At 56.3% G+C, this 19,725-nt stretch carries 18 protein-coding genes; 11 read left to right on the top strand and 7 right to left on the bottom strand.

The genetic code is table 11. The features are described 5' to 3' along the window. Positions 1-303: 303 nt before the first annotated feature. Positions 304-1,797, bottom strand: a complete 1,494-nt coding sequence (locus BLR63_RS14875; RefSeq protein WP_010563655.1) for an aldehyde dehydrogenase — start codon at positions 1,795-1,797, stop codon at positions 304-306. A 79-nt stretch (positions 1,798-1,876) separates the two neighbouring features. Continuing rightward, complete coding sequence (locus tag BLR63_RS14880; RefSeq protein ID WP_010563654.1) at positions 1,877-2,557, bottom strand: type 1 glutamine amidotransferase; 681 nt, start codon at positions 2,555-2,557, stop codon at positions 1,877-1,879. Positions 2,558-2,902: 345 nt separating this feature from the next. On the opposite strand from BLR63_RS14880, the gene BLR63_RS14885 reads away from it, so the two are divergent. The 8 genes from BLR63_RS14885 (at position 2,903) to BLR63_RS14920 (ending at position 10,918) form a co-directional block, all read left to right on the top strand. Further along, entirely contained in the window at positions 2,903-4,117 is a 1,215-nt protein-coding gene (locus tag BLR63_RS14885) for a cytochrome P450 (RefSeq protein WP_010563653.1), read from the top strand. 2 nt (positions 4,118-4,119) lie between these two features. Then, positions 4,120-5,418, top strand: a complete 1,299-nt coding sequence (locus BLR63_RS14890) for an FAD-dependent oxidoreductase (protein ID WP_010563652.1) — start codon at positions 4,120-4,122, stop codon at positions 5,416-5,418. Further along, complete coding sequence (locus BLR63_RS14895; RefSeq protein WP_010563651.1) at positions 5,415-5,855, top strand: flavodoxin domain-containing protein; 441 nt, start codon at positions 5,415-5,417, stop codon at positions 5,853-5,855. Before BLR63_RS14890 ends, BLR63_RS14895 begins: the two co-directional genes overlap by 4 nt. 187 nt (positions 5,856-6,042) lie before the next feature. Further along, entirely contained in the window at positions 6,043-6,675 is a 633-nt protein-coding gene (locus tag BLR63_RS14900) for a type 1 glutamine amidotransferase (protein WP_231998172.1), read from the top strand. Positions 6,676-6,983: 308 nt separating this feature from the next. After that, positions 6,984-8,357, top strand: coding sequence for a glutamine synthetase family protein (locus BLR63_RS14905; RefSeq protein WP_010563649.1), 1,374 nt, complete (start codon positions 6,984-6,986; stop codon positions 8,355-8,357). Continuing rightward, the gene (locus BLR63_RS14910; protein ID WP_010563648.1) at positions 8,354-9,073 is read left to right on the top strand and encodes a substrate-binding periplasmic protein; all 720 of its coding nucleotides are present in this window, start codon (positions 8,354-8,356) and stop codon (positions 9,071-9,073) included. The genes BLR63_RS14905 and BLR63_RS14910 overlap by 4 nt, the downstream gene beginning before the upstream one ends. A 221-nt stretch (positions 9,074-9,294) precedes the next feature. Next, entirely contained in the window at positions 9,295-10,041 is a 747-nt protein-coding gene (locus tag BLR63_RS14915) for a FadR/GntR family transcriptional regulator (RefSeq protein ID WP_010563647.1), read from the top strand. A gap of 7 nt (positions 10,042-10,048) precedes the next feature. Then, positions 10,049-10,918 (top strand): cache domain-containing protein, encoded by an 870-nt coding sequence (locus BLR63_RS14920; protein ID WP_231998173.1) that lies wholly within the window; start codon positions 10,049-10,051, stop codon positions 10,916-10,918. Positions 10,919-10,982: 64 nt separating this feature from the next. On the opposite strand, the gene BLR63_RS14925 is transcribed toward BLR63_RS14920, so the two are convergent. From BLR63_RS14925 to glaH, 4 genes are all read right to left on the bottom strand, one after another. Next, a complete protein-coding gene (locus tag BLR63_RS14925; RefSeq protein WP_010563645.1) occupies positions 10,983-11,984 on the bottom strand; it encodes a methyl-accepting chemotaxis protein in 1,002 nt (333 codons plus the stop codon). A 150-nt stretch (positions 11,985-12,134) separates the two neighbouring features. Further along, entirely contained in the window at positions 12,135-13,649 is a 1,515-nt protein-coding gene (locus BLR63_RS14930) for an APC family permease (protein ID WP_010563644.1), read from the bottom strand. A 610-nt stretch (positions 13,650-14,259) separates the two neighbouring features. After that, positions 14,260-15,510 (bottom strand): L-2-hydroxyglutarate oxidase, encoded by a 1,251-nt coding sequence (lhgO, locus tag BLR63_RS14935; RefSeq protein WP_010563643.1) that lies wholly within the window; start codon positions 15,508-15,510, stop codon positions 14,260-14,262. A 65-nt stretch (positions 15,511-15,575) separates the two neighbouring features. Beyond that, positions 15,576-16,562, bottom strand: coding sequence for a glutarate dioxygenase GlaH (gene glaH / locus BLR63_RS14940; protein WP_010563642.1), 987 nt, complete (start codon positions 16,560-16,562; stop codon positions 15,576-15,578). Between the two features lie 189 nt (positions 16,563-16,751). Between glaH and csiR the strand changes: the two genes are divergently transcribed. The 3 genes from csiR to BLR63_RS14955 all read left to right on the top strand — a co-directional run bounded on the left by csiR (position 16,752) and on the right by BLR63_RS14955 (position 18,484). Continuing rightward, complete coding sequence (gene csiR / locus BLR63_RS14945; RefSeq protein WP_010563641.1) at positions 16,752-17,441, top strand: DNA-binding transcriptional regulator CsiR; 690 nt, start codon at positions 16,752-16,754, stop codon at positions 17,439-17,441. Between the two features lie 204 nt (positions 17,442-17,645). Then, positions 17,646-18,170 (top strand): DUF3833 domain-containing protein, encoded by a 525-nt coding sequence (locus BLR63_RS14950; RefSeq protein ID WP_010563640.1) that lies wholly within the window; start codon positions 17,646-17,648, stop codon positions 18,168-18,170. Between the two features lie 8 nt (positions 18,171-18,178). Then, positions 18,179-18,484, top strand: coding sequence for a DUF6482 family protein (locus tag BLR63_RS14955; protein ID WP_010563639.1), 306 nt, complete (start codon positions 18,179-18,181; stop codon positions 18,482-18,484). A gap of 21 nt (positions 18,485-18,505) precedes the next feature. Here BLR63_RS14955 and BLR63_RS14960 read toward each other — a convergent pair whose 3' ends face one another. Next, positions 18,506-19,681 carry an MFS transporter gene (locus BLR63_RS14960; RefSeq protein WP_010563638.1) on the bottom strand — a complete coding sequence of 392 codons (1,176 nt, stop codon included), beginning with the start codon at positions 19,679-19,681 and terminating at the stop codon, positions 18,506-18,508. Between the last annotated feature and the right edge of the window lie 44 nt (positions 19,682-19,725).

Consider the following 19,725-nt stretch of genomic DNA (forward strand, 5'->3'; position numbering starts at 1 on the left):
AGGCCGACTGAATCGCGATGGCTGCACCCGCTAGCGTGACGGCAACGCTCTGCTTTTCGGAACGGATCATGATTGCTCGAAGTCGATCAGCACCAGTAAGCAAAGGCCGGACAAAAGCACAATTTTCAGGCGAATAGAAACACTTCTGAACATGGCAGGCACTCTTAGTACCAAGGAAACGATTGTCATGAGAGATGACCCACCGCGGGAGGCCTTGCTGCATCTGAATGTACGGTGCGGCTCCCTAAGAGGGAGCCGCCGGCTCAATCTCAATCAGATACCTACGACTGCGTACGCGAGCGTCTACAGCTTGATCCAGGTAGCTTTCAGCTCGGTGTACTTATCGAACGCATGGAGCGATTTGTCGCGACCGTTGCCCGACTGCTTGAATCCGCCAAAGGGGGCCGTCATGTCACCGCCATCGTATTGATTGATCCACACACTGCCCGCCCGCAGGGCTTTGGCGGTGAGGTGTGCCTTGGAGATGTCCGCCGTCCACACCGCCGCGGCCAGGCCATATTGGGAGTCGTTGGCGATCGAGATGGCTTCTTCAACCGAGTCGAACGTGATGACCGACAGAACCGGCCCGAAAATCTCTTCCTGAGCGATTCTCATCGCATTGCTGACGCCATCGAAAATGGTCGGCTGCACATACGTCCCGCCGGTTTCCTGAAGAACGCGTTCGCCACCGATGACCAACTGCGCACCATCCTTGTGGCCCGCCTCGATGTAGGCCAGCACGTTGTTCATCTGCTGAGTGTCGACCAGGGCGCCCACGTTGGTTTCCGGATCAAGGGGGTTGCCGGGGGTCCAGCCTTTCAGTGCTTCGATGACCATCGCAAGGAATGTGTCTTTGATCGAGCGCTCGACGAGCAGACGGGAACCTGCGGTACACACCTCGCCCTGATTGAAGGCGATCGCGGCGGCAGCGGACTCTGCGGCGGCGTGCAGATCGGCAGCGTCGGCAAACACGATGTTGGGGCTCTTGCCACCTGCCTCCAGCCATACGCGCTTCATGTTGGATTCGCCGGAGTAGATCAGGAGTTGCTTGGCGATCCTGGTCGAGCCCGTGAAGACGATGGTATCGACGTCCATATGCACGGCGAGCGCCTTACCTACGGTGTGCCCGTAGCCCGGCAGTACGTTCAAGACGCCCGCAGGAATGCCGGCATCAACGGCCAATTGGGCGATACGAAGGGCGGTCAGCGGCGACTTTTCCGAGGGTTTGAGAATCACCGAGTTACCCGAAGCCAATGCGGGGCCCAACTTCCAGCAAGCCATCATCAACGGGAAGTTCCACGGCACGATCGCCGCGACAACGCCGATCGGCTCACGGGTGACCAGGCCTAACTGGTCGTGAGGTGTCGCTGCCACTTCGTCGTAAATCTTGTCGATTGCCTCGCCACTCCAACGGATGGCGTCAGAGGCGCAAGGCACATCGACATTCAGCGCATCCGAAATCGGCTTACCCATGTCGAGTGTTTCCAGAAGCGCTAGCTCCTCGGCGTTCTGATCCAACAGATCGGCAAAACGCAGCATCGCCTGCTTGCGTGAAACCGGCGATGAACGGGACCACACACCCGCGTCAAAGGTGGCGCGAGCGACCTTGACGGCGTGATCCGCATCGGCAGCATCGCAGCTGGCAACGTTGGCAAGAAAGCGCCCGTCGACCGGGCTGATGCACTCAAAAACGGTGTCTGCCGCAGCACTCACATACGCGCCATTGACGAACGCGCGTCCTTCAATCTTCAGCTGTGCAGCTTTGCTTTCCCAATCGCTCAAAGTTAACGGTTGCATGGTTGTCCTCACGGTTCACGATGGATGGCCCAGGTCGAGCTGGCGCAATTCGCATGCTGGGTCACGGTTGAATGGGGGTTCAGATAGCGCCTAAAAAATCCTCAAGCAGCAGGCGACAGTTGGCGCGATTACCGGCCTCTTTGGCCTGAATCTCTGCGCGCATTCGTTCTGGCAGATCGCCGGCGCTGGCTAGAAACCGCTGCCCTTCTTCGGTATGGCGCCAGTAGTCAGTCCATGTATCGAACATCTGGGCATCGATTTCCGGATGGAACTGCACCCCCATGGACTTGCCTTTGCGGTAGGCCTGGGGCGCCAGGTCGGTCTTCGCCAACAAGGTCGAGCCGGGAGGCGGGGTAAAGGCGTCAAAATGGAAATTGAGCCACGGGCCCTTGTGGGCCCATTCGTCCTGAAGCGTTTGAACTTCAGTCCAACCGATCTCCGCCGTGGAATTTCGATAGACCTGCCCCCCGAGTGCACGGGCGAGCAACTGGCTGCCAAAGCAGATCCCCAGGGTCGGCACGCCTCGCGCTTGAACTGCCTTCAGCCAACTGAGCTCGGCGTCCAACCACGACAATCGATGGTCGTAGGCCGATTCCGGGCTGCCCATCACCACAACGATGTCGAGCGCTTCCGGGGCTGGCAGGGCCTGGCTGATGGAAACGATGTCCAAATCGAGACCTTGCTCACCAAAGAGCTCGGGCAGGCTGCCGGGGACATCCGTATCGGCGTGAATAATTGCAATGGCGCGCGGCGACTTCATAAGCAAACCCTGATCGGAACTCAATACTTATGAAACCATATCTTAAAGATAATTAGATGCCAAGCGGCTTTTTAAGCGCTGTTTGTTGGGATTTTTCGCGCTGAACGGGCATTTTCTCATGCAAGCGATGCCCTGAGAGTGCAAAAACAAGCTCGATTACGCGGTGACCATCGAAAATTATCCTTGAAAGATATGGAACCATATTTTAAATTGAATTCGTACCGCGACCCAGCGTCAGGCCAGGCCCAAAGCGGTCTCGGCCAGCACCACCCACCAACCTTCGCCGGTTGTTCTGTGCGAATCGTGGGCAGTTCGCTTCTTCTAACAATGATCGAAGGTGTCCAAATGTCTTCCAGTCTCCCCACTACGCTCGAAGCTGCGCCCTACCTGGACGTGGCCAACCCTTCCTTTTCCATGCGCTCGAAGGAAGTGCTCGATGCGCGAGAAAAAAGCTGGTTCGCACGCACACCCTATGGCATCGCCGTTCTTCGTTACGACGAAGTCAACGCACTGATTCGGGATCAACGACTGCGTCAAGGAAGCTACGCATGGCCTGCTCACAACAAGGCGACAGGCAGCTTTGCCGACTGGTGGATTCGGATGCTGCTCAGTCGCGAAGGCGCCGATCACTCGCGCCTTCGCCGCCTTGCGAACCCGGCTTTTGCGCCAAAGCTCGTGAGAAAACTCACCCCTGTCTTTCAGGAAATGGCTAACGAAATCATTGATGGTTTCTCGAAGAAAGGTACCTGCGAATTCGTCGCGGACTTTTCCGAGCCCTATGCCACTCAAGTCATCTGCGTCCTGCTCGGCTTACCCCGCAGTGAGTGGCGAGGCTTGGCTCAGTTGGCGGTGGACATGGGCCTGGCACTGGGCGTGACGTTCAAGCAGGACGAAGAAAAGATCAACGCAGCGACCGACAAACTGTTCGGTTATGCCGCCATGGCGGTCGAAGCCCTGAAAAAGAACGGCCTGGGTGATGACTTCCTCAGCCTGCTGGTTAAAGCCAACGCAGAAGACAAAGCCGCGCTTAGCGATCAAGAACTGTACGACATGATCGTTCTCGCCATTTTCGGCGGCATCGACACCACCCGTAACCAGATCGCCTTGGCCATGGACATGTTCGTCCAGCACCCCGATCAGTGGAAATTGCTGGGCGACGATCCCGAACTGGCACGAGCGGCGGTGGAAGAAGTCATGCGTGTGCGCCCGACCGTCACCTGGGTGACCCGCGAAGCGCTGGAAGACTTCAACTATCAAGGACTGGATATCAAAAAGGGAACGACGGTCCACCTGTTCAGCCAAGCGGCGGGTACCGATCCGAGCGTATTCGAAAATCCCGGATTCGATATCACGGCCAAACGCCAGGCGCACTTCGGTTTTGGCGCAGGCGCTCACCATTGCATCGGACACTTCATTGCCCGCGGCGACATGACCGAAGCCTTGGCGCTTCTGGCACAACGCATCAAAAACCCGCGTTTCAACGGCGAGGTGCAATGGCTGCCGGACAGCGGCAACACGGGCCCTATTGCGATGCCCATGGCGTTCGACCCAGAGGTGTAATCATGCGTGCACCCACCATCGCGATAATCGGCTCGGGCCCATCGGGCTGCTACATCGCTCAAGCGCTTCGACGTGAATGGCAGGACGCCGAGATCACGCTGATTGAAAGACTGCCCGTTCCATACGGCCTGGTCCGATACGGCGTTGCGCCTGACCATCCAGGCACGAAGGCCGTGACCCGGCAATTTGAACGAATGTTCGAACGCGAGAACATCCAGTTCCTGGGTAACGTTCATGTCGGCAGCGAACTGCCACTCGCCGATCTGCGTGCGGCCTACGACATCGTGGTGGTTGCAACGGGCCTGTATGGGGATCGCAAACTTGGCGTGCCGGGGGATGGGCTCAATCACATCTACGGCGCCGGGCAGATAACCCGTTTCCTCAACGATCACCCGGACGAAGAAGGGTTTTCTCCAAGCTTTGGCACGCGTCCGATCATCGTGGGCAATGGCAACGTCGCCATCGATGTGTTGCGACTGCTGGTCAAAAAGGGCCAAGAGTTTCATGGCTCGGACTTATCCCACGAAGCACTGGCTCATCTGGCAAGCAGCCCGATAGAACACATCGACGTCGTCGGTCGATCTGCGGCCGCATTCGCCAAATTCGACACGGTGATGATCAAGGAACTCGCCAAACTTGCCCATGTGCAATTCGAGTTCAACGACGAACTCGGTCTCGAATCGATCGATGACCCGCTGGCCAGAGCAAAGGTGGAAGCGCTGCTCGCACTGACTCAATCGGGTGGCGAGTCTGGCGCAATCAAACGTTCGGTCACCTTCCACTTTGGATGGACGCCCGTTCGCGTCGCCGGGGTCGACCACGTTGCAGGCCTGGTGCTTCAAGACACGCAAAACCCCGGGCGCCAGCACAGTATTCCTGCGACGAGCATTATCACGGCGATTGGATTCGAAGAGCGCCCAGGACTCGATCTGTGCCGCGCCGACCTGTCACGCGCAGGCGCCGATTTATCCAACGGTTTTCTGGACGACGGACTGTATTGCACGGGCTGGTTCCGTCGAGGGCCCACCGGCACGATCCCGGACAATCGAGCGGATGCCAGGCATGTGGCCGAGCACATCGTGAAGGCCGTGACGACAGGCGCCCTGGCGCTGGGGAAACCCGGTTATGGCGCGATCGCAAACGCCATCAACCGCCCGACCGTTTGCTACGAAGACTGGACGCGCATCGATATGGCCGAACTCAAAAATGCCCCCGTTGACCGTGCACGCCGAAAATTCCGCAACAAAGTGGCCATGTTGGGCGCCGCCCAGTCCCATCCAGCAGGAGAACACAACAAATGAACATTCATGTCCTCTACGGCACAGAAACCGGCAACGCTGAAATGGTCGCCGACGATATCGTCGATGCACTCAGCGCAGATGTGAGTATCGAAAGCTTCGACATGTCTAAATGCTCAGTCGCCGATCTGTCGGCGGACGTGTTCTATTTCATTGTGTGCTCGACCTATGGTGACGGCGAACTACCGCAATCAGCCCAACCCTTCTTCGACGCGCTGAACAGTCAACGACCCGACCTGTCCGGACTTCGGTTCGCGGTCTTTGGCCTGGGCGACAGCTTCTATGAAACCTTCAATCGGGGCAGCGAGATCATTGCGCAGACACTGACTGAGCTGGGCGCCGAGCAAGTAGGCGAACGAGGGATGCATGACGCCAGCGCAGGGCAACTGCCAGGTGACATCGCAATGCCCTGGGCCAAGGCCGTTTTGTCAGGACTGTGAACGAGACCATCAGCCCGATGACGATCATCTGAACCAGCGCCTTCGGGTGCTGCTTGAATGACCGTTGTGAGAGGCTGCACTACGACTTATGAGGGCAAAGATGTCTCAGCGGCCAATGCGGATTTGTATCCTGGAAAACGGACTTACGCCGGACGATTTGATCGATGAATTTGGGTCGTACCCAAGCATGATCGAGAAGTGGCTATCCCCTTTTCTTCCCGAAGCCACGTTCACCTATCTATCCGTCGTGCGCGGAGAAACACTCCCAGCCCCGGATGACTTTGAAGGTTTTATCCTGACGGGATCGAAACACAGCACCTATGAGCGCAGCCCATGGATGCTGGAACTGATCGCCCTGCTGCAGCGGCTCAGGCAGAAACGCATTCCCGTCTTCGGTATTTGCTTTGGTCATCAGATCATGGCGGATGCGTATGGAGGGCTGAATGCGAAATCTGACAAAGGTTGGGGTGTCGGCGCCCAGCAATACACCTACGACATACCCGACCTTCCAGCCTGCAGCGCGTCCTTTGTGTTCCATCAAGACCAGGTTCAAAGCATTCCGCCGCAAGCGACACGTATAGGCGGATCAACCCATTGCGAAAACGGAGTGTTCAGCTACTCGTTTCCGGCTATCTCCGTGCAGTACCACCCCGAATTCTCGTCCGAATATACCCAGGCGCTGGCGAAAAAATTTCGAGCCGACCTGCTTGGCGACTATGTCTCAGCCAACGCGCTGGACGCCATCGCTCATCTACCGGTGGATGCGTCTCCTGTCGCGAAATGGGTCGCGGATTTCTTCCGTACCTATCGCGCGAAGTAGGCATCACCCAATCGCTTAACCTCTGGGCCTGTATGTATAGGCCCTTTTTTTGCCTTTCACATTTCAAAAAGCCTCTCAAAACGCCATGAAGGCAATCATAAAGGCGCTTTTTGCTTAAAAAAAATCAAATAGCCTGCACAAAATAACCTTACCGACCGGCATTTTTCACATTTAAAGCTTGAAAGATATAAAACCATATCTTAAATTCAATGCGTCCCTGCCAGGTGCCATGAGCCAGCCGTCAGAGCAGGAATACAAAAAAATGGGCCGCTGCCATGCCTTGTCCATGCAGCGCCAGGAGAACTCGAATGACTGCGTTAGACCTGCACAGAGAATTCAACACCAGCGCCCAAGCCTCTCAGGAACTGGTTAAACGCATCAAAGATGCCGGCGTCGAATACCTCTACTACCAAGTTGTCACCCTCTCCGGTCGTGTCATTGCCAAGGTAGTGCCGGCCAAGCATTTGTTGCGCAACCTTGAAAAAGGCGTGCAGTTCCACCGTACCGCCGTGTCCGACCTGCAAACATCCCGGTCTGGAGAACTGCTGGGCGGGGGCGCGCAAGCAGCCGAATTCACCGCGATTCCCGACATCGACAGCTTCAACGTGCTTCCCTGGGATAAATCCATCGGGTCGTTCTTCTGCCGCATGTACGAGCCGGACCACCGTCTCGAAAACGGTGGTGCGCCGCTGGGTACCGACGCCCGTGGGCATCTGATCCGTTCACACCAAGCCTTCATCAAGGAAACTGGCTTACGGATGAAGTCGGGCTGCGAGCCGGAAATGACCTGGTTCGGTGACAAGCTGGAAGTACAAGTCCGCCCGGGAGCAAGCCCGGCCTATCACATGGGCAACCTTGAACTCATGCGGCCGATCTACAAACGCGTCATGGAATATGCGATTTCCATGGGCCTGGACATGATCGAAGGCGATTACGAAGATCCGGGTCAGCTCGAACTGAACTGGATGTTCGACTCGTGCGAGCTGACTGCCGATCGCCTGATGACTTATCGCTTGATCTGCCGCCAGGTGGCGAGCGAGTTTGGCGTCAAGGCGAGCTTCATGCCAAAGCCGAGCACCGGCAGCATGGGGAACGGTTGCCACCACAACGTCAGCCTGTGGAAAGACGACCGCAATGTTTTGGCCGAGCCTGGTCGCCGTGAATTGCACCTGACAGATGTCGGCCTGCACGCCCTGGGTGGCATGCTCGCTCACGCGCCTGGCTCCATGATGATCATGGCGTCGACCGTAAACTCCTACAAACGCTTCTGGGACACCGGCCAGTTCGCACCGACTCGAATCAACTGGGGCATGGACAACAAAACCTGCACTGTTCGCCTGTCGGCCAACGGTCGCCTGGAGTACAAGCTCCCCGACGCCAGTGTGAACCCGTACCTTTCCCACACCGCGCTTCTCGCCGGAATGCTGGACGGCATCCGCAATAAAACCAGCCCAGGCCAGCCCGAGAGCAAAGACAGCTATGTCGACGGTGGCGAGTCGGTCGGCATCCCTCTCACCCTCGGCGATGCGCTTGCAGCGTTTGACCGGGACGACGTCGTTCGCAGCGCATTCCCTGCCGAGTTGACCCAGCTCTACCGTGAATTGAAGGCTGACGAGTGGGCGCGCTCTTGCGGCGTAGTGACCGATTGGGAACGCAAAATGTACCTGGACTACCTGCCATGATCGACAACGCTCATCCAACAGCCGAATTCCGGGTTATTTGTGCCAACCTCCCTGCTCCACCGCTGTTCTGGAGAGATGACACAGGGTTCCGCCATGGCTACGAGTCCGACCTGGGCAGGCTACTGGCGCGCACACTTGGCCTGCCGTTTCAGTTCGCTTATCAAAACTGGGCGGATTTTTATCCCGCGCTGCAGGCCGGGAAAGGCGACGTCATTTTGTGCGGCCAGGGTATTTCTGACCATCGCAAAACCCTGGCTGACTTCACTGAGCCCTACGCAGTGTTCGATGAAGCGGTGATGATTCGACGTGGTGCCAATCTGCGATCTGCATCCGACCTCGTCGGCAAGAAAGTCGGTGCCATCGCGCAAAGCTTGAACATGGCACTGGCAGAAACGTTCACCGGGTGTATTTGCGTGCCTTTCGGTGGCGACAGTGACGATGTTTTGGGTGACATGGTGACGGCACTGCGCGACGGAAAAATCGATGCCTTCGTAGATGACGACGTTGCCTTGGTACCCCTGGCCGAAGAAGCAGATCTCGAAATCGGCTTCAGTGTTCCCACTCAAAACAAGTGGGGCATTGCGATCAAAAAGGGCGATGACGTCTGGCTCGCGCAAGTCAATGAAGCCCTCGCGATAGTCAAATCGAACGGTCAACTGGAGCGGCTTTGGCGGAAGTGGATGCCTTCGCTGAGCTACCCTTTCCCGACCAGTTGAGAAACGGCATCCCCCTGTATCTCAACATGTCTGCTCGGCCTTACCACCCGAGCCGTTGGCCGCACCTGTCGAGGGGCGGCCTTTTTTTTAAAATTTTATTTGAGAGGTTTAAGCGCGAAGTGCGGACTGAGTCTGGTAAATTGCGGCGATGAAACACAATCATTTGGGAGGATTGGCGAGTCGATTAAGCTCGTTCGAGCGAAATTGACTACCGATGGATTATGAACAACAACGCCAGTGCAAGAACCGCCTCGTTCATGAGGTTGCGACAGGAAGGCCGGACCGAAGAAGTCGTCCGCAGGCTGATTGAAGTGATTGACCTGGGGCTCATCGCAGAAGGCGAGCAATTGCCAAGCGAAAACGAGCTGGCGATGCAATTCGGGGTGGCAACCGTCACCCTGCGCGAAGCGTTGGCTTACTTGCGAGAACGCCGCGTCATTGAAACCAGGAGGGGCCGCAATGGCGGCAGTTTCGTTTGCCCGGCGGTAGAACTTCCAGAAGTCCATTTGCGTGCCCGCCTCACGGACATGAGCGCCCTGGAACTGCGGGATCTGTGCGACGAACATGTCGCCATTTCAGGGGCAGCCGCTCGACTCGCGGCCAAGCGCTCCTCCTCGGAGCATCACGCCAAGCTCCAGCACTACATTGATGCGCTAGGCGAAGCGGCCACCCGAACAGAACGTCGTCGTGCGGATGCGCGCTTCCACATCGAGATTGCCGTTGCCGCGCAGTCAGTCAGGCTTACCCACGCAGAAATGAGCCTGCAAGCGGAAATCGGTGAGCTGATGTGGATTCCAGGGGAAGGCTCCATCACACCCGAAGCCGTCCAGTCAGAACATCGAGCCATTGCAGATGCGATCATGGCGAATGACCCCAATCTTGCTGGCGCATTGGCAGAAGCCCACGTCACGCGCGGCATCAAAAGGCTTATAGATCTGAGATTAGATCTCTTATCCGAAGTCGCCTGAAAGTGGCATGCGCCTTGCTCTTTTTCCTGCAAGCGGCTTTTTGATGCGCAGTGAGTGGAAGCTACTCACCGCATCGATCTCAAACTGCGTTACGAGAATGCAACCGGGGCCATACATCATGCCAGTACCACTTTTTCGCACTGACGCAGACGTCTGCGCGGACAGTATCAATGCTTCGATCGGTAACGTTTTCGATCAGTTGACGATCTTGGCAAACGAAGTCGTGGAGATTTGGCGACGTGAGGCTGCATTGGGCAAGAAGCCCTCGTCCAAAGACCTGGCGGTGCTGAAACCGAAAATTGACGCACAGCTCCAAGGCTCGAAATCCTGCATGCATGGAACAGGCGTCGTTCTGGAGCCGGGAGAGTTGGACGACTGCGAGATGTACCTTGAGTGGTGGAGAATGGGCTCTGCGGGCAAGGCTGTCCCCATGACGCTCAACTTCAATCGACGCAGCGAAAGCTTCTACAACTATCAGAGCATGCCGTGGTTCGCGCGCCCCAAAAATACAGGGAGCAACGTTGTCGTAGGCCCTTACGTCGATCTTTATGGGGCCGACATGTACATCATGACGTTCTCTCTTCCGATCCACGTTGATGGTCGTTTCGTGGGTATCGCCGGCGCGGACATCGCATTGCACCGCTTTGAACGAATCCTGCTTTCAAGCCTGATCAAGATGGAAAACGAAGCCCTGATCGTGTCCGAGGAGGGCCGTATCATCGCCGCCAACACCGCCAATTGGACTGTCGGCGATATGGCTCACCAGGCAATGAATCGCCAGGAAACAGGCTGTCGCGTCATTGAACTCGGCGAAGCCGCCGCGCACTGGTCTCTTGTTCAGCGCCCCTGCAAGCGTAAACACCGGGGCGCGGCGTAAGCCGACAGCCTGCCAGCGTAGGGACGCTCAAGCCTCCCTACGCTGCATGGACCAAACTACCGACTCACACCGACTCCCCCACCGAAACATTCGAAAGCATTGAGTGGATCTGCTGAGTGGCCTCTTGCGTTCTTGAAGCGAGCTTTTTTACTTCATCGGCCACAACAGAAAAACCACGCCCCAAATCCCCTGCCCTCGCGGCTTCAATTGCAGCATTCAGTGCAAGCATGGTCGTTTGATCTGCGATTGCCTTTATCACCCCAAGCGCAGTGGAAATCTGAGCATAGGTCGCCTGCATGGCCGCCTGCTCACGCTGACGCAACTCGATGGCATGTCGCTCAGAAGAGATATCTCGAACAGCCCCTATCAGCCTGCATACCTTGCCGTCAGGCCCTGTCATGGCCCGCCCCCGCTCTCGATACCAAACCATGCCGCGCTGCTTATGCCTCATTTGATACTCAACGACGTAATGTTCAGCGCTATGGGGCGCTCGTACATACGCTTCGATAATCTTCAATATCCTGGGGAGATCGTGGGGATCAACGATTTGGTTATACGTTTCCCAGCCATCAAGAAACTCCAAATCCGAATATCCAACCAACTCCTTGAACTGACGAGACCATCGCAGCTCATTGGAAGGATGCTCCAGGTCTCCATCCACGATCTTCAGATCCCAACAGCCTTCGGTGAGGGTCTGCTTGGTAAGTTCCCACACTTGCGCCTCTGCACTAAGTGCTGTCAGTTGTTTATTGATCGATTCAAAGGCCAGGCGCTCCTCAGTTGAGCATCGATTCAGATCAGCCACCTCGTTTGCCAGGGCACTGATTTTATCCGTACTGACAATTGCGTCTTGCGCCCAGTTTTCCTGCGCCCGCGTCAGGTTCTCAACCTGGCCCTCCAGTGCTTTTATCCGCTCGGCCAAAGCCAGCACATTTGAATACGCCGGCACATGAGCCTTGCTCAATAACTGCAGACTTTCCGGAACCAGAGGCTCTTGCCCCAGCAATGCACGCAGGGCGCGATTCAACTCATCAAATTCCGCACTCAACGAACCCTTGAACCACATCACGTTGCTCCTCTACTGCGCAACTCAGCCATAGCGCTCTGAAAACTGCGGCCTTCAAGCCACGATCAGCACGGAATACAGCCCATAATTGAAATGCCCACAGAAATGAAAAACGCCCTTATTGAAGGGCGTTTTTTATTACGTCAGAAACTATGCGGTGGTTCCGCGAGCCCCGCCGATGACAACGGCATCCCTCGATGGAATGGCATCTCCGTAGATGGCCGCGCTGCGCAAATGAGGGCGGGCAATCCACATGTAGAGAAAGCCGACCGCGACGACGGCGAAAGAAGACAGCACAACAATCCAGTTGTCATACCAAGGTGCACCAGGGGTGCGTGGCCAACTGATGTTCACCATCGCGGCCACGCCATAGATCAGCGCCCCAACGTTGGTAATCAAACCGAGCGAACCAAGTTGGTACTCACCGCTTGGCTTCCAGCCTTTCAAGCGAGCCCGCAATGCCGCAAGAACGACCATCTGGAACGCGATGTAGATGCCTACCGCAGAGAAGGAAATAATCTTCAAAAGCGCATCAGCGGAAATCATCGAACCGACGACAATCACACCCGGCAACAGCGCCGAGAGCAACAAGGCATAGGGCGGTACATGACGCTCATGGGAGAACTGGGAAAGCAGGCCGCTGGCAAAAATCATCTTGTCGCGAGCGTATGCATAGATCAGTCGACTCGCCGCAGCTTGCAAGCTCATCACGCAAGAAAGGAAGGAGATCAGCACGACGCACAACACAGCAGTGGAGCCCACCGGGCCAAACGCATTTGCCAGAATGGCCGACACTGGATCAGCAAGCGTACCGTTGATAACCGCGCCGATATCGACCACGGACATAATCAACGCAAAGCAGACGAAAGTTGCGGCTACACCACCAATGTAAATCGTGCGGCGCATCGACTTAGGAATACGCAGACCGGGCTCTGGAACTTCCTCGGCAACGTCGCCGCACGCCTCGAATCCGTAGTATTGGAAGACACCGATAAGACTCGCGGCCAAGAATGCTGCGGTATAGGAGCCCGTACTCTCCGAACCGAACGTATTGAAGAAGATGCTCATGTCGTGGTGACGCTCAAACACCAGCAGGTACACGCCGACAACCAACGCCCCCATTATTTCGGCGAAAAACCCGATCAGCGCTGCCTGCGCCAAGACCTTGGTGCCCATCATGTTGATGACGGTCGCAATGGCCAGAATCACCAACGCACAGATTACGTTCGCACCTGTTGTCGGCTCGAATCCTACAACTGAAGCGGTGTATGGAGCTGCGCCATAGGCAACCCCTGCGATCGTCGAGAACATCGCCATCACGTAGACCCAACCGGTCATCCACGCCCACTTGCGCCCCCAAAGACGCCGGGCCCATGGATAGACACCGCCTGCGAGCGGGAATTGAGAGACGATCTCACCAAACACGAGCGCCACCAGAAGCTGACCAACACCCGCGATGAGCAGCGCCCAAATCATCGGCGGGCCGCCCAGCATGAGAGAGGATGCAAACAAGGTGTAAATGCCGACAACCGGCGAAAGGTAAGTAAAACCCAAGGCAAAATTCGCCCAAAGGCTCATATCGCGTTTGAATTCTGATTTGTATCCCAGGGACGCAAGACGCTGGGCGTCGACGTCAACCGGGGAATTCACGGGATGATTCGTCATGGTGCAACCTCGTATTTTTGTGTTCTCGGCAGCGACGTAGAAAGGAGGGCCATCTAGCATTTTTTTGCTTTTGGAAACGCGAACGCTCATCGCAGGTCTAGAAATACCTTCAAATACATTTGAAGTCAAAGGAAAATGTTTTGCACCCCGCCAACCGGTATAAAACCCAGCAAACACTGACAAAAAACCGAATAAACGCTGAAAAAACGCCAAACACAACAGCCTGACCGGCCAAAAAGCGCTCAAAAAAGCGCTCAATATCGTTGACAATACATATGGATTAGAATCTTAATGTCCGCAAAGAGCCAGGCACGCAGCCGGCCCCATGCGTTAAGAAGGCTTCTCATGCGAGAAATAATCGGTGCGTTCGAGATTGGCGTCATGCAGGTGTCAGAAACACAAGAGCCTTCTTCCCGGGAGGAAGCTTATGACGCGGGCACCTGGATACCGTTCGCAGCATTGCTCGTTCAGGTGTTTGCCTGTTTCAGCCTGGCTCACTGATTCCCCTGAATTCATCCACGCCCGCAATCGACTTGAGTTATCCAGACGGAAGATGACCAGGGATCATTTTTTAGCTTAAAAAAAGCCGCTATCACTAGCGACTTTCTTATTACGCCGACGCCCGAACGTCATTCGGATCGAGCTTGGGCGCGGCAAAAAATGCGCGCTCGCCTATTTGCTCCTTTACCTTGCTGACGATGTACGCACCAATAGGGATTGCCGACGTTGCCGCAGGTGAAGGTGCGTTGCACACGTTCACGCTTCTGTTGGTATTAACGAACAGGAAGTCGTCAATAAGCTTACCGCTGTTCGACACCGCCTGAGCGCGAACACCGGCGGGGTAAGGTGTGAGGTCATCTTTGTTGATTGACGGACAGTATTTCTGCACTTGCTGGAGATAGCCGCCCTTGAACAGCGAGTTTCTCATCTCTATCAGACCAGGTTTCAAATTGGCCTTCAGCACCTTCAAGACCCCGAGCGAAGTGAACATTTCAAACATATCCGCCAGGGAGAAATCGGTTTTCTTGTAACCCTCACGCTTGAGCGCCAAAACAGCGTTTGGTCCAACGGTGACCGTGCCATCAATCATGCGAGTCAGATGCACGCCCAAAAATGGCATGGACGGATCGGGGATAGGATAAATCAAGTGATTTACGATCTGATTGTGTTGCTTGGGCAGCAGGTAGTATTCGCCCCTGAACGGACAAATCTGGAATTCAGGCTCGAGCCCCAGCATCCTGACGATCCGATCGGCCATCAGGCCTGAGCACGAAATCAGAAAACGCGCTTGGTAGACCCCCGTCGATGTCGTGACCACGACTTCGTCCGCACGCTCGTCGAGCGCAGTCACTTCCGAATTGTAGTGAATGACGCCCCCCGCCTTTGTGAACGCTGCCGCCATGTTCCGAGTGACTTCAGCGTAATTCACAATGCCACTGGAAGGGACAAAGATCCCGCCCAGCCCGACAATATTCGGTTCTCTTTCACGAAGCTCAGCGGCCGACAGCCATTCACGCTCAAGGCCATTCGCCTCGGTGCGCTCCCAGAGGGCCTTCATTCGCTCCATTTCTACATTGTTCGTCGCCACCAGCATTTTGCCGCAGGCGTCATAACGAATTCCGTGCTGATCACAGAAATCCTTGGTTGCCCGATTTCCTTCCAGGCAGAACTTGGCTTTAAGACTGCCCGGCGTGTAATAGACACCCGCATGGATCACACCACTGTTGTGACCGGTTTGATGTTGAGCAGGGCTCGATTCTTTTTCCAACAATAGAATCTTTGCATCCGGGTATTCAGCGGCCATTTGCATGGCTGTAGACATCCCCACAATGCCGCCACCAATGATTACAAAGTCGAACATAGCTATCACCTCACAAGGATGGCGGACAGGAAGCGGGCCGCAGTCGCCTGTGGCCCGCCCATCGATCAGTTGGATGTCTGGCCGTGGTGGTGACCCACCTTCGGATAGCTGAAGTAGCCGCGCTGGCGCATCAGCTCGCGGCGAAGGCCTGGATGCGCGGTGAAGCGGTCACGCCCGTGAAGCCAGAACAGGTTGTTGATCAGCACGAACGAACCGACTGGAACGGGAATAGACAGCTTCGCCTTACTGGTTTCCAACGACTCGCCGAGTTCGTAAAGCCAAGTACCCTCTTCGTAGTTTTCAGGCTGAACAAATTGATCGATATAGCGCATGGTCGGGCGCCCCTCACCATCGGTATCAAAGACCGCATGGAATACGTCCTCGTTGACGTTTTTGCTGGGTGGCGCGGTCCAGCGCAGGGAGCGGCGAGCCAGGGGATGCCTGTAGAACTTATTCAAGTCAGCCCAATCATCGAGGTGCAGCAGCAGGGAGTTGCCACCTTGCATATTTTGCTCGTCGATTTTCATCATCAGGACGTAGTCAGTGATCTGATTCACGAACGTTCCGTCGTTATGCAACTCCATCACACGGTGGGGGGCACGCAAGTAACTGTCCGACTTATCGGTGTTTTCCACGACGAAGCGAGCATAAAACTGTCCGCTCATCGCATCGAAATTGGAACGCCCAAGCAGGTGCGCGACGGCGGTGGAAAATTTAACCATGTCTTCTGCCTGGGAAACATCGTTCAGCCCTTCAGGCTTCACCAGCAGGCCACCGGTTTCACGATCCATCAGCGTATTGACCAATACCGGGCGTAGCGTCTCACCACAAATTTCGTTGAGGATCTTGCCAAACTGAAACCGCAAAAACGACTTGTACTCAAGGGCCTGGACCGGCCATTCGGCGACGGCGGCGAAAAACGCGTCGACGGTGACTTTAGGAAAGGTGAGCTCCAAGAAGCGCTTGGACTGAGCGGAAGGCTTGAGCGAGAAGCCCACATACTCAGTGGGCTGTTGCATGACCGGAGCGTTTATCTGAGAGAAGGCGTTCATTGCTATGTCCTGGCGTAGTGAGGGTGAGCGCTTTGCGGAGCATCGGGTGAATCGACCGGCGAAAAATATCGCCACAAATAAAAAATGTCTACATTTTTAAAATATATAGATAGAAAATGTTTCCGTAGCCATTCGGCCCCATTCTTAAAAATGGGTATCATTAGGAGAATTTGACGATGAGTGGTCGCTATGGAAGAGCTTGAGCCAACGCTGAAATCTACTTTCGAGGGTTACGGAAGGCTCAAGAAGGACATCATTCGTGGCGTATTTCCGGCTGGGCAGAAGCTATTGATGAGTGCCCTGAAAGATCGATATGGGCTTGGGGTCGGCCCGCTGAGGGAGGCCCTGTCCCAGCTCGTCGCCGAGCACTTGGTGATTGCGATAAACCAAAAAGGCTATCGGGTCGCGCCCATGTCCATGGAGGAAATGCGCGATATCTACGACGCGCGCGCCAATCTGGAAGCCATGATTCTCACGCTTGCGATCGAACGAGGGGATGATTCCTGGGAAGCCTCGATTCTTGCGCGAACTCACACGCTATCGAAAGTGATGGAGCTCAGAACGCAAGAGCAGATGCTTGAGATATGGGATGCCCGACATAAAGCGTTTCACAGTGCGATAGCCGCAGGATGTGGATCCAAGCACCTGCTGCAACTGAGGTCGCAACTGTTGGACCAAGCGGAGCGGTATCGCCACCTGTGGCTGAAAAGCACGGTGTTCTCCGAAGAGGCGCTACGTCAAAAAAGGGCCGAGCATGCAACCCTGGTGGAAGCCATCCTTGCTCGCGATGCGGTAAAGGCGAGCGCCCTGATGCGGGAGCATCTGTTGACACCCGTTCCAATCATTTCAGACATCATCAGGAACTCGGTGCCGGCATAGCCACCAATAAAATGTTGATGGGAAAACACAAAGGAACCGGTCCTCGATGACCGGTTTTTATGGGCGGCATTTGGAACCGACCTTCTGAAACACTCCCCCGTCAGAAAATAAAGCGCCTCAAAACATGTACAAATAAAAATTTATGTACAAGTATCATGGCTTGAGCGGTGGCGCTTCGCCTCGCAGCCTCTAACGAGCCAGGCCATGACACGTCTACTGGTTTCACTGTTGCTGGTCTTGAGCCTGACCAGTTGCAGCAATGTGGAGGTCGGCCACTACGCCGACCAGCAACCGAAGCTGGACCTGGAACGCTTCTTCAGTAAACCGGTGAAAGCCTGGGGCATTTTCCAGAAGCGTTCGGGGGAAGTGGCCAAGCGCTTTGAGGTGGATATCGCCAGCCGGCGTGAGGGCAACGCGTTGATTCTCGACGAGCGCTTCCTCTACAGCGATGGCACGCGCCAGCAACGCGTGTGGACGCTGACCCCGGACGGCCCTGGACGCTGGCGCGGGCGCGCCGGCGACGTGGTCGGTGAGGCGATCGGCGAAGTGGCCGGCAACGCGCTGCGTTGGCGCTACCGCCTCAATCTGCCGGTGGATGGTTCGGTGTACGAAGTCAGCTTTGACGATTGGATGTACTTGATGGACGAAGACACCATGATCAACCGCTCGAGCATGTCCAAGTTCGGCGTCGAATGGGGCCAGGTCACGTTGTTCTTCCGTCGCCAATGAGGTGAATCATGAATATGCACATGCTGACTGAACTCGCCGAGAAGGGCGAAATACGTGAGTTGGAGTTGCTGTCGCTGGAAGGCGGGTTCTACATCGCCCGCGTCCGGCTGGAACATACCGAGCTGACATTGCTCGACGATCACGCCAAGCCGATGCGCATAGGCTCCACCACACATTTACGCGACCTGTTGCAGCGGGTTCCACCGTTTCCCTGTGTGCTGGTGCAGCACTGCGTGCATGACGAAATGTGTGGCACGCGCGAAGGCCCCATTGGCGCGTTGCGGATTCCGTTTTCCCTGGAGGCGTCTTTTTAGGTCGACGCGCAAACGCGGTGATCAACCTGGCATTTCCACGCCCCGCTGCACCACCCACGCCAACGGCAGCGTCACCAGCAGCATCACCGCCAATACCATCACCGCCACCGGTACGCCAAGCACGTCCCCGACACCCCCGAACACCACCGGGGCCAGTGCCCCGCCACCAATGGTGCCGGTGTAGAACACCGCAAACGCCTGTTCTCGCTTGCCCGCGCCAGCAAGATCCGGCACGGCGCCGTATAGCACCGAAGATGTGCCGTTGAGCGCCAACCCCAACACCGGCAGCATCACCATCAACCCGGTCAACGGCAGGTACACCGCCGCGACGATCAGCAGTGCGGTGCTGGTTTCGGTGAGCCACACCGTCTTCATCATGCCAATGCGCACGCCGAGGTAGCCGCAGAACAATTTGCCGAAGGCGCCGCCGATGAACAGTAGCGTCAGGGCCAGACCAATGCCGGCCGTACCCGCGCCTTTGCCTTGCAACAGGAATGGCAGGAAAGTGAGAAAGCCCATGCGCACAGCGCTGTCCAGGGTGCCGGTGAGGATCAGGGCGCGCAGGCCGCTGGCTGAGCCGCTTCCAGTGAGGGTCTTGGATTTTTTTGCGCAGGTCGGTTCGGATGTTTGCGTAGGAACCAACCACCACAACAACCCCGCCGCCGCCAGGCCCAGCAACCCCAGAAGCGTGGCGCTGGCACGCCAGCTGATCACCGTGAGCAGCAGGCCAATCAGGCCGGGGACCAGGGTTTTGCCGATGTCCCCGGAGAAGTTGTACTGGGACAACGCCTGCTTGACCCCGCCACCGTCCTCATAGGCATCGGTGATCATCGAAGACGCCAGCGGATGTTGGGTACTGGCGCCCAAGCCACCCAGCAGCAGCGCTACCAGCAACAGGGTCAGCCCTGTGGCTTGGCCCGCCAACAGATAGCCAGCCCCCGCAAGCGCAGTGCCACCCACCAGCATCGGTACGCGGCCCCAACGTTTGGCGGCGCGGCTGGCCATCAGTTGGAACACCGCCATCATCCCGGAATATGCGCCACGTAAAAGACCGATCTGAGCGTAGGACAAGGCAAACTGAGCCTGCCAGATCGGTAGCAGAACGTAGATCGCGTCAGTAAGACCATCGTGCACGGCATGAGCGCTGCAGCCAGCAAACAGGGCGCGACGACGGGTGGACAATTCGTGCAGCTTCATGAAACCGCTCGTTTAATGTTGAGCGGTCTTTATAGAATGGCCGG

Origin of the sequence: Pseudomonas extremaustralis (assembly GCF_900102035.1) — a bacterium.
GTDB classification, from domain to species: Bacteria; Pseudomonadota; Gammaproteobacteria; order Pseudomonadales; family Pseudomonadaceae; genus Aquipseudomonas; species Aquipseudomonas extremaustralis.

Bases quoted from the DNA above. Each gene is read 5' to 3' on its own strand.
- BLR63_RS14900 (WP_231998172.1), top strand. From the start codon at position 6,043: ATGATCGAGAAGTGGCTATCCCCTTTTCTTCCCGAAGCCACGTTCACC.
- lhgO (WP_010563643.1), bottom strand. From the start codon at position 15,510: ATGTTCGACTTTGTAATCATTGGTGGCGGCATTGTGGGGATGTCTACA.
- BLR63_RS14960 (WP_010563638.1), bottom strand. From the start codon at position 19,681: ATGAAGCTGCACGAATTGTCCACCCGTCGTCGCGCCCTGTTTGCTGGC.
- BLR63_RS14895 (WP_010563651.1), top strand. From the start codon at position 5,415: ATGAACATTCATGTCCTCTACGGCACAGAAACCGGCAACGCTGAAATG.
- glaH (WP_010563642.1), bottom strand. From the start codon at position 16,562: ATGAACGCCTTCTCTCAGATAAACGCTCCGGTCATGCAACAGCCCACT.
- BLR63_RS14950 (WP_010563640.1), top strand. From the start codon at position 17,646: ATGACACGTCTACTGGTTTCACTGTTGCTGGTCTTGAGCCTGACCAGT.
- BLR63_RS14920 (WP_231998173.1), top strand. From the start codon at position 10,049: ATGCGCCTTGCTCTTTTTCCTGCAAGCGGCTTTTTGATGCGCAGTGAG.
- BLR63_RS14890 (WP_010563652.1), top strand. From the start codon at position 4,120: ATGCGTGCACCCACCATCGCGATAATCGGCTCGGGCCCATCGGGCTGC.
- BLR63_RS14910 (WP_010563648.1), top strand. From the start codon at position 8,354: ATGATCGACAACGCTCATCCAACAGCCGAATTCCGGGTTATTTGTGCC.
- BLR63_RS14875 (WP_010563655.1), bottom strand. From the start codon at position 1,797: ATGCAACCGTTAACTTTGAGCGATTGGGAAAGCAAAGCTGCACAGCTG.
- BLR63_RS14880 (WP_010563654.1), bottom strand. From the start codon at position 2,557: ATGAAGTCGCCGCGCGCCATTGCAATTATTCACGCCGATACGGATGTC.
- BLR63_RS14930 (WP_010563644.1), bottom strand. From the start codon at position 13,649: ATGACGAATCATCCCGTGAATTCCCCGGTTGACGTCGACGCCCAGCGT.
- BLR63_RS14915 (WP_010563647.1), top strand. From the start codon at position 9,295: ATGAACAACAACGCCAGTGCAAGAACCGCCTCGTTCATGAGGTTGCGA.
- BLR63_RS14955 (WP_010563639.1), top strand. From the start codon at position 18,179: ATGAATATGCACATGCTGACTGAACTCGCCGAGAAGGGCGAAATACGT.
- BLR63_RS14925 (WP_010563645.1), bottom strand. From the start codon at position 11,984: ATGTGGTTCAAGGGTTCGTTGAGTGCGGAATTTGATGAGTTGAATCGC.
- BLR63_RS14885 (WP_010563653.1), top strand. From the start codon at position 2,903: ATGTCTTCCAGTCTCCCCACTACGCTCGAAGCTGCGCCCTACCTGGAC.
- csiR (WP_010563641.1), top strand. From the start codon at position 16,752: ATGGAAGAGCTTGAGCCAACGCTGAAATCTACTTTCGAGGGTTACGGA.
- BLR63_RS14905 (WP_010563649.1), top strand. From the start codon at position 6,984: ATGACTGCGTTAGACCTGCACAGAGAATTCAACACCAGCGCCCAAGCC.